At 71.0% G+C, this 14,886-nt stretch carries 10 protein-coding genes; 1 reads left to right on the forward strand and 9 read right to left on the reverse strand.

Features of this window, described 5'->3' with window-relative positions:
- Positions 1-91: 91 nt before the first annotated feature.
- From ACQEU1_RS44345 to ACQEU1_RS44355, 3 genes are all read right to left on the reverse strand, one after another.
- Entirely contained in the window at positions 92-2,776 is a 2,685-nt protein-coding gene (locus tag ACQEU1_RS44345; protein WP_433216683.1) for a BTAD domain-containing putative transcriptional regulator, read from the reverse strand.
- A gap of 297 nt (positions 2,777-3,073) precedes the next feature.
- Positions 3,074-3,697 (reverse strand): TetR/AcrR family transcriptional regulator, encoded by a 624-nt coding sequence (locus ACQEU1_RS44350; RefSeq protein WP_433216686.1) that lies wholly within the window; start codon positions 3,695-3,697, stop codon positions 3,074-3,076.
- A gap of 9 nt (positions 3,698-3,706) precedes the next feature.
- The gene (locus ACQEU1_RS44355; protein WP_433216689.1) at positions 3,707-6,019 is read right to left on the reverse strand and encodes a glycoside hydrolase family 3 C-terminal domain-containing protein; all 2,313 of its coding nucleotides are present in this window, start codon (positions 6,017-6,019) and stop codon (positions 3,707-3,709) included.
- Positions 6,020-6,160: 141 nt separating this feature from the next.
- Between ACQEU1_RS44355 and ACQEU1_RS44360 the strand changes: the two genes are divergently transcribed.
- Positions 6,161-6,862 (forward strand): AfsR/SARP family transcriptional regulator, encoded by a 702-nt coding sequence (locus tag ACQEU1_RS44360; RefSeq protein ID WP_433216692.1) that lies wholly within the window; start codon positions 6,161-6,163, stop codon positions 6,860-6,862.
- Positions 6,863-6,988: 126 nt separating this feature from the next.
- On the opposite strand, the gene ACQEU1_RS44365 is transcribed toward ACQEU1_RS44360, so the two are convergent.
- The 6 genes from ACQEU1_RS44365 to ACQEU1_RS44390 all read right to left on the reverse strand — a co-directional run bounded on the left by ACQEU1_RS44365 (position 6,989) and on the right by ACQEU1_RS44390 (position 14,886).
- Positions 6,989-7,471, reverse strand: a complete 483-nt coding sequence (locus ACQEU1_RS44365) for a hypothetical protein (protein ID WP_433216695.1) — start codon at positions 7,469-7,471, stop codon at positions 6,989-6,991.
- A gap of 99 nt (positions 7,472-7,570) precedes the next feature.
- Positions 7,571-9,754, reverse strand: a complete 2,184-nt coding sequence (locus ACQEU1_RS44370; protein WP_433216698.1) for a hypothetical protein — start codon at positions 9,752-9,754, stop codon at positions 7,571-7,573.
- Positions 9,755-9,841: 87 nt separating this feature from the next.
- Complete coding sequence (locus tag ACQEU1_RS44375) at positions 9,842-11,212, reverse strand: FGGY-family carbohydrate kinase (protein WP_433216701.1); 1,371 nt, start codon at positions 11,210-11,212, stop codon at positions 9,842-9,844.
- Positions 11,209-12,684, reverse strand: a complete 1,476-nt coding sequence (locus ACQEU1_RS44380) for an FAD-binding oxidoreductase (protein ID WP_433216704.1) — start codon at positions 12,682-12,684, stop codon at positions 11,209-11,211. The genes ACQEU1_RS44375 and ACQEU1_RS44380 overlap by 4 nt, the downstream gene beginning before the upstream one ends.
- A 22-nt stretch (positions 12,685-12,706) precedes the next feature.
- On the reverse strand, positions 12,707-13,474 hold the full coding sequence (locus ACQEU1_RS44385) for an SDR family oxidoreductase (RefSeq protein WP_433216707.1): 768 nt from the start codon (positions 13,472-13,474) through the stop codon (positions 12,707-12,709).
- On the reverse strand, positions 13,474-14,886 hold the full coding sequence (locus ACQEU1_RS44390; protein WP_433216710.1) for an NAD-dependent succinate-semialdehyde dehydrogenase: 1,413 nt from the start codon (positions 14,884-14,886) through the stop codon (positions 13,474-13,476). Before ACQEU1_RS44390 ends, ACQEU1_RS44385 begins: the two co-directional genes overlap by 1 nt.

Consider the following 14,886-nt stretch of genomic DNA (forward strand, 5'->3'; position numbering starts at 1 on the left):
TTCAGTTGTTGTGACCAGGCCCCAGAAGGGCAGTCAGCCCAGGCTGGAGAAACGCGATACGGCACGGATCGCGCTTTGCTTGATCGGCCGGTCAAAGCCGGGCGCGGACCTCGTCCGCCTTGGGCTCGCCGAGCTCCTCGAACACCGTCGCGGACTCCAGCCAGCACTTCTCCGCGCCGCGCCGGTCACCGAGCCCGTCGAGCGCGAGCCCGAGGTTGTCGAGCGACTCCGCCTGCCCGTACAGGTCGCCGATCGCGCGGAACGTCTCCAGCGCCCGCTCGACGTGCGCCACGGCCTGCTCGAAGTCGAGCATCCCCCGGTACACCTCGCCGACGTTGTTGAGCAGGATCGCCTCGCTGTACGGGTCCTTGATCTCCTGCCGGATCTCCAGCGCCCGCAGGTACCGCGCCAGCGCCACGTCGAACCGGCCCGCGTCGGCGTGCAGCAGCCCGATGTTGTTCAGCAGCACGGCCGCCGTGTGCAGATCGCCCAGCTCGCCGGCGATCTCCGCGGACTGCTCGTAGCACGCCAGCGCGGCCTCCGGCCTGCCCTCCGCCATGTGGACGATGCCGATGTTGTTCAGCGTCGGCACCTGACGCGACCTGTCGCCGGTGGCGCGGAAGATCGCGAGCGCCTGCTCGTAGCACTCGATCGCCTCGTCGTGCCGCCGCACCTCGCGCAACGCGATGCCCAGCGTGATCAGCATCCGGCCCTCTGCCGACCGGTCACCGACCGACCGCGCGGCCGCCAGCGCGACGCCGTGCGTGTCGAGCCAGTCCGCCCAGTGCTTGCGCAGGTTGAAGAAGTCCCACAGGCATTGAGCGAGGCTCCACGAGTGCTCCGGCAGGTCGTGCTCGGCGGCGTCGCGGATCGCGGCCACCAGGTTCGCGCGTTCCGTGTCGCACCACAGCAGCGCCATGTCCCGGTCGGCGAACGAGCGGGGGTGCACGGCCGGGTCGGCCGGGCCGATCTCCAGCTGCCGCTGGGGGTTGAGCAGCTGCGCGCTGCGCCACGACGTGTGCACGTACCAGTCGAGCACGCGGCGCCGCGCCAACGTCCTGGCGGGCGGCGGTTCGGCGGCGTTCACCTGCTCGACGGCGTACGCGCGCAACAGGTCGTGCAGGCCGTAGCGGTCCGGAGTGTGTTGCTGCAACAGGTGTTCGTCGAGCAGCGTCTCCAGCAGGTCACCGGCCTCGTGCGCGGTCAGCCCGGCGAGGGCGGCGGCGGAGTCGGCGGTGACGTCCTCGCCTGGGTGGAGTCCGAGGAGGCGAAACAGACGCCTCTGGTTCTCCGGCAGCGCCTGGTACGAGAGGTCGAACACGCCCCGAGCACCGAGACCGCCTCCCCGTTCGAGCCGGTCCACCAGGTCCCGCACGGTCCACTGCGGACGGCGGGCGAGGCGTTTCGCGGCCAGTGCGACGGCGATCGGCAGGTGCCCGCACATCTCGGCGATCCGTTCCGCCGCCTCGCGGTCGGCGTCGACCCGGTCGTGCCCGGCGATCCTCGCCAGCAGCGCCAGTGCCTCCGGTGGCGTGAAGACGTCGAGGAACACCGATCGGGCCCCGTCCAGCTGCAACAGCGTGCGGCGGCTGGTGATCAGCACCATGCACGTCGCGCTGCCCGGCAGCAACGGCCGCACCTGGTCCTCGCCGGCGGCGTTGTCCAGCAGCACCAACGCGCGCTTGCCCGTCAACCGGTCGCGGTAGAGCGCGGCCCTGTCTTCCAGCGAGGAGGGGATCTGCCCGCCGGGTACGCCGAGCAGCCGCAGGAAGCTCTCCAGCACGGCGGCCGGGTCGGCGGGCAGCTCGTCCGCGTCGAACCCGTGCAGGTCGGCCCACAGCTGCACGTCGGGATAGCGCCCGGCCAGCTGGTGCGCGGCCCGCACGGCGAGCTTCGTCTTGCCGACCCCGGCCATTCCCTCGATCGCGGAGATCACGACCGTGGTCTGCGGCCCCGGCTCGACGAGCTTGCGCAGCTCGGACTCGCGCCCGGTGAACTCGGCGATGTCCATCGGCAGCTGCCGGTGCGCGCTCAGCGCCGCGGGCGAGGGCACCCGGCTCTCCAGGACCACCTGGTGCAGCTGACGCATCCGCGCGCCCGGCTCGACGCCGAGCTGCTCGACCATGTGCCTGCGGGCCGTCGCATAGGTCTCCAGCGCCTCGCCCCGGCGGCCGGAGCGGTCCTGCGCGAGCATCAGCAACGCCCACAGCTCCTCGCGCAACGGGTGCGCCGCCGTCTCACGGCGCAGCCGGTCGATCACGTCGTCGAACCTGCCGAGCTCCAGCGCGGCCTTGGCGAACCGCTCGACGGCCGTGAGCCTGCGCTCCTGCAACCGGGTGAGCTCCGCGCGCAGCAACGGCCCCGCGTTCAGCTCGGCCGTCGGAACGCCGTGCCACCTGGCGAGCGCCTGCCCGAACAGGTCCGCGGCGGACTCCGCGTCGTTCTCGGTGAGAGCGTTCTCACCTTCGCGCACCAGCAGTTCGAACGCGTCGAGGTCGAGCTCGCCCTGCTCGACGGTGAGCAGGTAGCCGTGCCCGGACCGGGTGACGAGCCGGTCGCCGACGACCTTGCGCAGCCCGGCGACGTACGTGCGGAGGTTCGACTCGGGAGCGGCCGGAGGGGAGTCCCACACGGCCTCGGTCAGCTGGGCCGAGCTGACGGCTTCGTTGGCGTGCAGCAACAGCATGGTGAGCACCGCGCGCTGCCGGGGCCCGCCCAGCTCCAGCAGTGTGCCCGACCGCCGTACCGCAAGCGGGCCGAGCAGCAGGAACTCCACAGGTAGATCGCTCCTCGATGATCAGGACTTGGGGTGCACACCCATCCTGGCGCACTTCCTGACCGTCTGTGCACAGCCTGGGCGAAATCTGTGCACGGCGCCTGTCATCTTTGTGTCCAGATCCGGTACCTGCGCCGCCAGGCCCGAACACCTGGGAATGGGGGTCGGCGCAGTTGCCGGGTTCGGTTCCCCCAGAACCCGGCCGGCGTGTGAAAGTCACCGCGCACGTCGGCCACCTACCGCAAGACCGGTGGCCCGGACGGGTCCCCCAGACTGAACCGGGCCACCACCTTGCGGTCACCGACCCCAGCGAGCGCGCAGGGTCGCCGTGAACATCTCGAACTCCGCCGTCATGGACACCTGGTCCGGCTCCAGCAACCACTGCTGTTGCAGCCCGTCGATCACCGCGATCGTGGTGCGGACGATCGCGGTGATCGGCGCGTCCCGCGCCATCTCGCCTTCGCGCTGACCTGTCGTGATCGCCTCGGTGAGCCACTGCCGGAGACCGTTGTAGTGCTGATGAATCCATCGGTGGGCGGGGTGCGCGGGTTCGGTCGCCTCCGCCGCCAGCCGCACGAACAGACCCACCAGGTGCGGCCGGGTGGAGTTGCGGGCCACGAGAGCGGCCAGCGCGTCGAACGCCGCCCAGCCGAGCGGCGGGCCGTCGCTGCCGGCCAGGAAGTCGCCGTCCTGCCTGTCGCGTTCCTCCAGCACGGCGGTGAGCAGCGCCGCCTTGCTGGGGAAGTGGTGCAGCAGACCGGACTGAGAGAGCCCGGTCCTCGCCGCGACGGCCGCCACCGACGTGCCGTTGAACCCGGTCAGCGCGAACAGCTCCGTCGCCACGGCCACGGCCTTCGCGCGTGACTCCTCGCCGGAGACGTCCACGCGGGACCTGGCCCGGTACCTGGGCGGGACGGACACCGCGTCACCTCACTCCTGATCAGCGGGCAGGGTAACGCGGACGTCGCCGAGGCCGCGGGCGATCAGGACCTCGCCGGTGACGGGGTGCCAGCCGCCGTCCCACCTTCGTTGGGCCCGGGGGTCGCAGGCGACCTCGACGCGCACGGTCTCGCCGGGCCGGACGTCGGCGGTGGCGAAGCCGATCAGCCGAACCGGCTCGCCGACCGGCCGCAGGTACACCTGCACGACTTCGCGCCCCGGCCGTGAACCGGTGTTCGTGATCTCCGCCGTGACCTCGCCCGCTCCGGTCCAGGACGCGGCGCCGTACTCCCACGTCGTGTAGCCGAGCCCGTGCCCGAACCAGAACAACGGATCCGTCGCACCCCGGTACCCGAAGGCGGTCCCCTCCGAGTAGACCAGCTCCCCGTCGACGGGCACCACCGGCAACGCGTCCGCGTCCGTCCGGGGGAACGTCGTCACCAGCCGCCCGGCCGGTTCGATCTCGCCCAGCAACGCCGCCGCCACCGCGTCCCCGGCCTCCTGCCCCGGCAACCCCGCCCACAGCACCGCGTCGACCTGCCCGAGCCACGGCATCAGCACCGGGGTCGCCGCGTTCACCACCACGACCGTGCTCCTGGCGGCCGCCGCCACCGCCGCGACCAGCGCGTCCTGCTCGCCCGGCAACGCCAGCGTCATCTTGTCGAAGCCCTCGGTCTCCTGCTCCTCGGTGAGCCCGACGACCACGACCGCCAAGTCCGCCTCGCGTGCGGCCCGCACGGCGGCACCGATGGCGTCGGCGGGAGCGCGCGGCACGGGCTGGGTGATCAGGCCGGCCAGCGCGACCGCCCCGCGCACGCGGGCCGTGATCCGGTCGCCGGGGGAGAGCAGCACCTCGGCCGTCCAGTGCGGCGGCTTGAGCAACGCCTCCTCGACGATCCCGTCGCCCCTGGCCAGCACTGCGGCGTGCCGGCGCCCGGCCACGTCGACCGTCCAGTCGCCGAACCCGCGCACGCCGATCAGCATCCGCGCCGGCTCGTCCAGCACGACCTCGCCGGACACCTCGATCGACGCCGCGCCCTGCGCCCAGCCCCCGTACGCGGCCAGTTCGGCGATCTCCATGTCCCGCGACGCCAGCACCTCGCCGTCCGCGTCGTAGGTCGTAGCGCGGATGTCCTTCAGCACGCCAGGAGCCGGTGCGGCGTACCGCTGCCGCACCTCCACACCGTCCACAACGGACACAGAGGACCCGAGGCGCGAGGTCAGGCCGTCCGCGATGCTGATCACGTGCGGTGGCCGCACGCCCGCCGAACCGCCGCCCTGCGCGACGGTCGCGACCGCGTGCCGTCCGATCAGCGTGACCGAGGACTCCTGCAACGGCAGCACACCGGAGTTCTTCAGCACGGTCATGCCCCCGGCCGCGAACCTCCGCAGCTGCTCGCGGCGCACCGGGCTGTCCGGCGCGGGCAGGTCAGAAGGCCACGACCGCACTGAGCCGAAGGCACCCGTCCGCGACGCCAGGAGCAGCAACCGGGACACGTGGTCGTCGATCACGGACTCGGCGACCTCACCGGCCTGAACGGCCGCGACCAGCTTGTCCTCCCACGGCCCGCCGGGACCGGGCATCGCGAGGTCGAGGCCGCCGTTCGCGCTCGCCGCCGTCGACTTCGTGGCGAACCAGTCGGACATCAGCAGGCCGTCGAACCCCCACTCGCCCTTCAGCACGCCCTCGACCAGGTCGGTGTGCTCGGTGGCGGGAACACCGTTGACGTTGTTGTACGCCGCCATGATCGCCCACGGCGCGGAGTCCGCGACCACGATCTCGAACGGCAGCAGGTAGACCTCGCGCAACGTCTTCTCGTCGAGCACCATGCTCGCCGTGCGCCGCTCGGTCTCGGACTCGTTGGCCACGTAGTGCTTCGGCGTCGCCGCGACGCCCTTGTCCTGCAGGCCCCGCACGTACGCGGCCGCGATCACGCCGGTGAGCAGCGGATCCTCGCTGTAGGCCTCGAACAGCCGCCCGCCCAGCGCGGTGCGGTGCAGGTTGATCGTCGGGCCGAGCACGACGTGGACCTGCTGCGCCGCCGCCTCGTCCGCCAGCACCTCGCCGACCTCGCGGGCCAGCGCGACGTCCCAGTGCTGGGCGAGCAGCGTCGCGTTCGGCAGCACGCACGCGATCGTGCCGCCGCGCAGCTCGGCGCCGCGGACACCGGTCGGGCCGTCGGAGAGCTTCAGCGACACCAGCCCGATCTCCGGCTCTGCGTGCAGCGCGAACAACGCCGACCCGGTCAGCAGCCGGACCTTCCGTGCCAGGTCAAGCCGTGCGACGGCCTTCTCGATGTCCATGCCTGCGAGCACACCAGAAGCACCGACTGAGTGGTCGGTCGGTATATCTTGCTGTGATCATTCGGTTATCGGGCGGTGATGTTCCGCCGCGCGGCACACCCGTGGCACGCCTTCAGTCATGTCCAAGGGGAGGGGAATCTGATGAAGATCGAGGTGCGGCTGCTCGGGCCGCTCGAAGTCCGCGGCCCGAACGGTCCCGTGCACTTCACGGGTGCGCGGCGGCGTGCCGTGTTCGCGTTGCTGGCGTTGCGGACCGGGCGGCTGGTGTCGCGGTCGGCGCTGGTCGACGGCCTGTGGGGCGAGGACGTGCCGCCGACGGCGACCAAGACGTTGCAGGGGCACGTCGCGAAGGTCCGCCGGGCGCTCGAACTGGCGGGCGCGGACGGCGTCGTGCTCACCCGCGAACCCGGTTACCTGCTCGACGTCACGCAGGTCGTCGTCGACGTCGAGGAGTTCGACGAGCACCTGCGGCACGGCAGGTACGCGGAGGCGTTGAGACTGCACAGGGGCGAGCCGCTCGCGGACTGCCCGGTCGAGGGCTGGGCCGGCGCGGAGCTCGTGCGGCTGCGGGAGGCGGTGGCGTTCGCGGAGGAGAACCACGCGGGCGCGCTGTGCCTGAGCGGCCGGTACGCGGAGGCGATCACGCAGCTCGAACGGCTCGTCGCGCTGTACCCGCTGCGGGAGTCGTTGTGGGAGCTGCTGATGGAGGCCCAGCACCGGGCGGGTCGCGCGGGTGACGCGCTGCGGACGTACCGGCGGGTGCGGGCGCTGCTGGTCGAGGAGTTCGGCATGGAACCCGGGATCGCGTTGCGCCGCAGGGAGGCCGCTGTGCTGGCGGGATAGCTGGCACGGCGGCCCGTGTCGGGGGATGCGGGCCGCCGTGCCGACGCCGTGGTCCGGTCTGGGGGACGAACCACGGCGTCTGCCTTCAACCGGGCGATGCCGCCCCCTCGGCGGCACCGATCGGCTCTAGAACGGGCTGTGCAGTTCCTTCGACTTGTACGTCTTGGTCGACGTGCGGGTGTCGAAGAGGCGGGCGCGGGCGTAGAGCTCGTCGCCGCCGTCCGAGTCCTCGTCCAGGGCGTTGTACGGGACCTGGATGTAGAACTGAGCGCTCAGCCCGTTGTCCGTCGCCCGCACCCAGGAGACCGGGATCCGGAACTCGGCGTTGTCGAACCAGTCGGCACCCATCGCCCACGCGTCGACGGGGTCACCGGGCTGGTCGATGATGTTCTGCGCGTCCGCGCGGGACATCCTGGCGTCGAGGCCGACGCTCACGTCGTAGGTGTCCGAACCCACCTTGGTGATCGTGAAGCAGATGGTGTGGTTCGTGCCCGTCGAGCACGTCTGCTTCGCCTCGGCCGCCCCCGCCGTGACGGTCATGATGCCGAGGGCCGCGAGACCCATCACGCCGAAACGCGTGAAGCGCCGCAGCACTCCCTGCTTGTCCATTGTTCTCCTCGTGCGGTGTGTGGCGCCCCACCGGCGCCCCCCGTGCACAAGAGACTGCTCGCCGCCGGTGGCGAGCCAACGGCCGTGCGGTGGTCAAGATCAGCCGGGCTTGTACGAGCAGCGGTAGCCCGTGGTCACCGTCTCGCGCAACGCGTCCGCTGTGGACTGCTCGGTCGCCGCGATGGTGTCGATGGCCCGCCGGATCGCTTTGCGCACAGCGGTTCTGGCGCGTTCGGCCGGGCCGGCGAAGTTCCTGCCGCGCCCGCCCATGCCGGTCTCGCGTTCGAGGTGGCTGAGCAACGCCTCCAGCTCGGCCTCGAGCCGCGGCGACGGGGTGTCGTCCAGCTGGGCCCGCAGATCGCGGATGCGGGTGAGATAAGCCGCGCGTGCCACGGGATCCAGCAACGGCTGGTTGCCGCTGTCCTGCCCGCCCACCAGTTCCAGCGCCGCGATCTCGGTGCCCGGATCGGCCACGAGCCGCGCGAGGTAGCGCATGCCGACGAGGTCCTCGACCCGCGTCTCCTTGCCGTGGTGGGACACCACCCACCACACGTTCTCCTTGCGGATCACCACCCGGTCGGAGAGCCCGTCGCGGTGCCGGGCCCACGCCTGCGCCCGCGCTGTCATGCCGATCGCGTTGGCGTCGTTGATCGCGACGTCGAACAACGCCTTCGCGCGCTCGCCCTTGACCGTCTGGGCGAGCGTGGCGCGGGCGTAGGCCGTCATGGGCAGGTTGCCGAGCCGGATGTTGGTGGTGACAGCGCGTTCCAGGTGTCCCGCGGCCTTCTCGGGCTCGCCGAACGTCGTCGCGGCGATGCCCAGCAGCAGTTCGGTCGACCCGAAGCAGACGATCGCGGTCGCCGGCACCACCGGCTGGTCGGCGAACGGCAGCAGCAGCTCGTAGGCCTCGCGCGCGATGCCGGCTTCCTGGAGCGCCGCGGCCACGTGCACCACGCAGAACATGCAGGTGATCCACGTGCTGGACAGCGGAACGGCCGCGAGTCCGTTGATGGTCAGCCGGTGCAACGCCGACCGCGCGCGATCCCGTTGTCCCGCTTCGAGTGCGAGCAGTGCCAGCGCGGCCTCGAAGCTGAACTCCAGGTCCGGCAACGTGGGGGAGTGCGTGACCTGCTCGGCCAGGTCGACGAGCTCGCCGCCGCGGCCCTGGAGCCAGCGGATCGCGAACAGGTGCGTGCTGTGGAACGTCTCGGCGTCCACGTCGCCCGCCGCCATCCCCAGCTGGGCGCAGGCCAGCGACTTCTGCTCGGCCTCCGCGAACCTGCCCGCGCGGATCGTGCGCATGACGTCCATGGCGGCGTGGAAGAACATCAGGCCGGGGTAGCCGGCGGCTCTGCGAGCGAGCTCCGCCTGCGAGCGTTCGGCGTGCGGGTCGCCCAGGGTGAACAGGTCCATCGTGCGGCGGCACAACCCGCTCAACGCCAGCAGGTCGAGGCCCGCGGCGGAGGCGACGGTGATCAGCTCGTCGGCGAGCTCGCGGCGGTGGGCGTTGTGCGGCGGGGACCACAGGGCGTGATGTGTCAACGACAACGCTTCGGCAAGGGTCAACCGGTCACCGGTGGATCTGGCCTGTTCCAACGCTGTCAGGACGCTCTCGGTCTCGCGCCGGTCGTAGGCGTGCTCGGCGGTGAGCCTGGTGCTCAGGCGGGTGCGCAGAGGCTCGGAGGGGCCGCGGTCCAGGGCTTCGCGGAGGCGGGCGATGGCGAGGGCGCGGTCGGCTCTGGCGCGGAACTTGTTGACCCACATGCCCGGCAGGCCCAGCGCGGCTTCGGGGTCGCCGTCGCGGGCGGCCTGGTCGAGGAGGTCGCGGGCCTCGGTGACGCGGCCTTCGGCGAGGGCTGCGTGGGCCTGGTCGACCAGACGGACCGTGGACGTGACAACGATGACGACGGGCAGCCGGTGCACCCGCTCCGCCACCGCCTTCAGCAGCCGCACCGCGTCCTCGCCCGCCAGGTCGAGGTCGTCCACCAGCACCAGCGCGGGCCTGGCCGCCAGCACGTCGGCGACCTTCCGCGCACACACCTCCGGCTCGGCGTCCAGCACCGCGGCGTCGCCACCCAGCCCGGCGAGGACCGCGTGCCACGGCCAGTACGGCGGCGCGTCCGCCCGGCACGTCGTCCACACGACGGCGAACCCGCGCGCCTGCGCCCGTTCCACGGCCTGGAGCAGGTCCTGCGTCCGTTCCGGGCCGGGCGGCGCGGTCACCGCGACGAGCTGCCCAGACCCCAGTTTCGCCTGTTCGAACGCCGACTCCGGCAACCGCACAGCTTCACCCTCGAATGCACTTTCTCAGCCAGGACCGGGGAAACCTAGCGGAGGACGGCGACCGGCACGTACGCGGTCAACACGCATTTAAGGGTGGAGCGACGCGAACAGCGGATCGGTGTGCTCCGTGACGCGGGCGTGGTCGGCGGCGATCCGCGCGTACGTCCCGGCGGCCGCGGACGGCGTGAAGACGTCCGCCGTGGTGACCATCGCCTTGACCGCGCTGTCCCAGTCCGGGTGCACGCCGCTGCCGACGGCCGCGCAGATCGCGGCGCCCAGACCCGCGGCGTCGCTCATCCGCGTGCGCCGCACCGGCCGGGCGAAGACGTCGGCGAAGATCTGCATCATCAGGTCGGAGCGGGAGCCACCGCCGGAGACGATCAGCTCGGGGAACTCGCGGTCCAGCGCCTGCGCCATCGCGTCGCCGTGCCGCCGCATGGTCAGCGCGATGCCCTCCAGGATCGAGCGGTAGACGTGGAAGCGGCCCTGGGTGCCGTCGAACCCGAGCAGTGCGCCGCGCCGGTACGGGTGGTCGCCGGGGGCGAGCCAGTCGAGCACGGTCAGCAGGCCGCCGCAGCCCGGTTCGACGGCCGCGGCACCGGCCTCCAGCTCGCCCAGGTCGGCGTCGACGAGCTGGCGGTACCAGCTGACGGTCCACATGCCGCGCCGGATGCCGTTGCTCTCGTACAGGTACTTCCCCGGTACAGAGCCGAAGTTCGCCCAAAAGCGACCGGTCGGGTCCACCACGTGCTCGGAACCCGTGGTCATCGAGGCGATGTAGGTGCCGAGCGACACCAGCAGCTCGTCCGCGAGGCCGCTGCCGAGCGCCTCGACGGCCTTGTCGTTCGAGGTCGCGAACACCGGCAGGCCCTCAGGCAGGCCGGTCGCCGTCGAAGCCTCGGCTGTCACGTGCCCGAGCAACGCGCCGGGGTCGACCAGCTCGAACAGCTGCTCGCGGCGCATGCCCGTCGTTGCGTAGCCGGGGGAGGAGTCCGGCCAGCGCCATGTCTCGTGGTCGATCGGCCACATGCCCTCGTAGTTGCCGGCCGTGTCGCGGCGCTCGCCGGTCAGCCGCAGCGTCACGTACCCCGACGACGGCGAGACGAGCCGGATCGCCTCGCCGTGCTCCTGGGGCTGGGCCAGCCGGTCGTCCATCCAGCTCAGCAACGGCTCGGTGAGGCGGCCGTCCGCGTCCATCAGCGCGCGGCAGAACCGGATCGTGCACAGGCCGACGCCCGCGATCTCGCCAGGAGCGCCGGTGAACCGCTGCATCGCCTCGGTGCAGGCCTCGGCGATCGAGTCCCACACGTCGTCGTCCGGGTGCACGACCCGGCCCGGCCGCGGGTGCACGTACGGGCGCAACGGGCGCTGCGCCGACGCGTGCACGCGGCCGAACTCGTCGACGATCGACACCTTCGTGCTCTGCGAGCCGTTGTCGATCGCGATCAGGTAGCTCATGACACCGGGAAGATCGTGCCGGCGTTCATGATCCCGTTCGGGTCGAAGCCGCGCTTGAGGACCTCGAGCATGCCGTACGCGCTGCCGTGCTCGTCGCGCGTCCACGGCGTGCGGTACTTGCCGATGCCGTGGTGGTGCACCATCGAGCCGCCGAGCCGCAGCGACTCCTCGACGATGATCGCGTTGAGCGGGATGTGGTACTCGGTGATCTCCTGCTCGGGTTCGCAGGTGATGTCGTAGTCGTAGACGAAGTACAGGTTCGTGCCGGTCTGGTAGCTGTGCGACGAGTGCGCGCCCAGCATTGTGAGATCGGCGAAGCGCGGGAACTCCGCGCGCACCCGGTTCATGATCGCCTCGTACAGCGGCGTCACGTTCGACCAGTCGACCGAGACCTCGGTGGTGTAGCCGAGGTGCCGGGTCTCCAGCATCGCGCGCTTCTCGGCGTCGATCTTGTCCTGGCCCCAGTTGAGGTTGTCGAACCACTTGACGATCAGCTCGGGGTCGACGGCCTCGGTGCCCGCGAACGTCTTCTCGATCGCCTCGGCCGTGGCCCGCGCGATGCCCTCGGGGCCCTCCGCGACGAGCACGACGACGTTCTTGTTCTGCGAGAAGTGGCTGAAGTGCTGGTTCGCGTCCTCGGGGGAGTAGACGCGGCACACGGACGGCCGGTAGCCGTCGGTGATCAGCGTGCGCAGCCGCTCGACCGCGTCACCGAAGTCGTCGGTGAGGAAGCCGAAGTAGTGGTTGTGCTCCGGCTGGTACTTGAACAGCTTGACGGTGACCTCCGTGATCACGCAGAGGGCGCCCTCGTTGCCGATCACGACGTGCCGGATGTCCGGCCCCGCCGCGCGCCGCGGCACGTTCTTGATCCGGCTGACCGTGCCGTCCGGGAACACCGCCTCCAGCCCGACGACCATGTCCTCGATCCCGCCGTACAGCGTGGAGAACTGGCCGATCGACCTGGTCGCGACGAGCCCGCCCATCTGCGCGAGCGGCTTGGACTGCGGCGAGTGACCGGTGGTCAGGCCGCGTTCGCGCAGCGCGTCCTCCAGGTGCTGCAGCGGAACGCCGCACTGCGCGGTCACCATCATGTTGACCGGGTCGATCCGCACGATCGAGTCCATTGTGGAGCCGTCGAGCACGATGGTGTCCTCCACCAGCGTCTCCAGCCCGCCCTCGGTCGCGGTGCGGCCGGTGCGCGGGACGACGTTGATCCGGTGCTCGTTCGCGAACGCCAGGACCTCGCTGACCTCCTCGGTGCTGCCCGGCGTGACGATCGCGGCCGGGATCGGGCCGGTGAAGATGCCGTGCACCGAGGTGTACTTGCGGAACCTGTCGACGCTGGCGTCGCGCAGGTCCTGCTCGTCGGTGGAGACCTTCGCGGCGCCGAGGAGGTCGGTGAGGCCCGCGACGATCTGCTCGCGGGTCAGGTCGGAGGCGGAGGGGACGGAGGGCGGCGGTGCAGGAAACATGGCTCTGCCTTTGAAGAGGGAGTCAGCGAACGAGATAGCCGCCGTCGACCACGAGCGTGTGGCCGTTGACGTAGTCGGAGGCGCGGCAGGCGAGGAACACCAGTGCGCCCATCAGGTCGCTCGGGTCGCCCCAGCGGCCGGCCGGGATGTGGTCGATCACGCGCTGGTTGGTCTCGGGGTCCGACCGGGTCGCTTCGGTGATCTTCGTGGCGAAGTAGCCCGGTGCCAGCGCGTTGACCTGGATGTTGTGCTGCGCCAGCTCGTCGCAGTACGCCTTGGTGAAGCCGGCGATGCCGTGCTTCGTCGCGGCGTAGGCGGGGGACTGCCGACCGCCGAGGAACGTGAACAGCGAGGCAATGTTGATGATCTTGCCGGAGCGTTGCGGGATCATGTACCTGGTCGCCTCGTGCGCCAGCTCGAAGGCCGCCGTGAGGTTCACCGCGATCATCGCGTCCCACTTGTCGCGCCCGAAGTTCTCGACGTCGTCCAGCAGGCTGATGCCGGCCGAGTTGACCACGATGTCGACGGACCCGAACTGCTCGAAGCAGGTGTCCACAACGGACGCGCACGCGCCGGGCTTCGTGATGTCCGCGGTCATCGACGAGAACCGCTGGCCCTGCGCCTCCACGAGCTTCTGCGTCTCGCCGTCGTCGTCCACGAGGCTCGGCACGAACACGTCGGCCCCTGCGGCGGCCAGGCCGAGCGCGAACGCCTGGCCCAGCCCCGTGTTGCCGCCGGTGACGATCGCGTTCTTGCCTTTCAGCGAGAACAGGTCCAACCCGAAGTCCATCAGATGCTCCCAAACGGGTCGGACACTGCGACATAAGTGGTTTCGAGGTACTCCTCGATGCCCTCGGCGCCGCCTTCGCGGCCGATGCCCGAGTGCTTGACGCCGCCGAACGGCGCGGCGGGGTTCGACACGATGCCGGTGTTGAGGCCGAGCATGCCGGTTTCGAGGGACTCCGCGAGCCGCAGACCCCGGTTGAGGTCACGGGTGTAGGCGAAGCACACCAGCCCGTACTCGGTGGAGTTCGCGATCCGGACCGCTTCTTCCTCGGTCTCGAACGTGACGACCGGCGCGACCGGGCCGAAGATCTCTTCGGAAAGCATCCGCGCGTCGGCAGGAACGCCCGACAGCACGGTCGCCTCGAAGAAGAAGCCCTTGCCCTCCAACGCCGCTCCGCCCAGCGCGAGCTCGGCGCCGCGGTCCAGCGCGTCCTCGACCAGGCCGGTGACCTTCGCGCGGGTCTTCGCGTCGATCAGCGGCCCGAGCGGGTACTCCTTCATGCGCGCCGCCAGCTTCGCCGTGAACTCCGCCGCGACCGACGAGTGCACCAGGAACCGGTTGGCCGCCACGCACGCCTCGCCGCCGTTGCGCAGCTTGGCGAGCACGGCGCCGTCCGCAGCCGCATCGATGTCGGCGTCCTCGAACACCAGGAACGGCGCGTTGCCGCCCAGTTCCATGGACACCCGCAGCACCTGGTCGGCGGACTGCTCGATCAGCTTCTTGCCGACCGCGGTCGAGCCGGTGAACGACAGCTTGCGCAGCCGCGGGTCCCGCAGCAGCGGCCCGGTGACGGCACCCGGATCGGTCGTCGTGATCACGTTCAGCACGCCCGCCGGCAGTCCGGCCTCGGTCAGCACGTCGGCGAACAGCAACGCGGTCAGCGGCGTGAGCTCGGCGGGCTTGAGCACCATCGTGCAGCCCGCCGCGATCGCCGGGGCGATCTTGCGCGTGGCCATCGCCAGCGGGAAGTTCCACGGCGTCACGAACAGGCACGGCCCGACCGGCCGCTTCACCGTCACGAGCCTGTTCCTGCCGTCCGGCGCGGTGGTGAACCGGCCGGAGATGCGCGGCGCCTCCTCGGAGAACCACCGCAGGAACTCGGCCCCGTAGGCGACCTCGGCCCGTGACTCGGCGAGGGGCTTGCCCATCTCCTTCGTGATCAGCTGCGCGAACTCCTCGGTCCGCGCGGTGACCAGCTCGAACGCCTTGCGCAGGATCTCTGCCCTCACCCGCGGAGCGGTCCTGCCCCACGCGGCCTGGGCGGCGACGGCGGCGTCCAGGGCCTTCGCGCCGTCCTGGGGAGTGGCCTCGGCGACCTGCGCGAGAACCTCCTCAGTGGACGGATCGAGCACCTCGAACGTGCGGCCGTCACTCGCGTCGAGCCACTTGCCGTCGATGTACAACTTGGTGAACAT

It is taken from the genome of Lentzea sp. CA-135723, from assembly GCF_050936595.1.
Classification (GTDB): domain Bacteria; phylum Actinomycetota; class Actinomycetes; order Mycobacteriales; family Pseudonocardiaceae; genus Lentzea.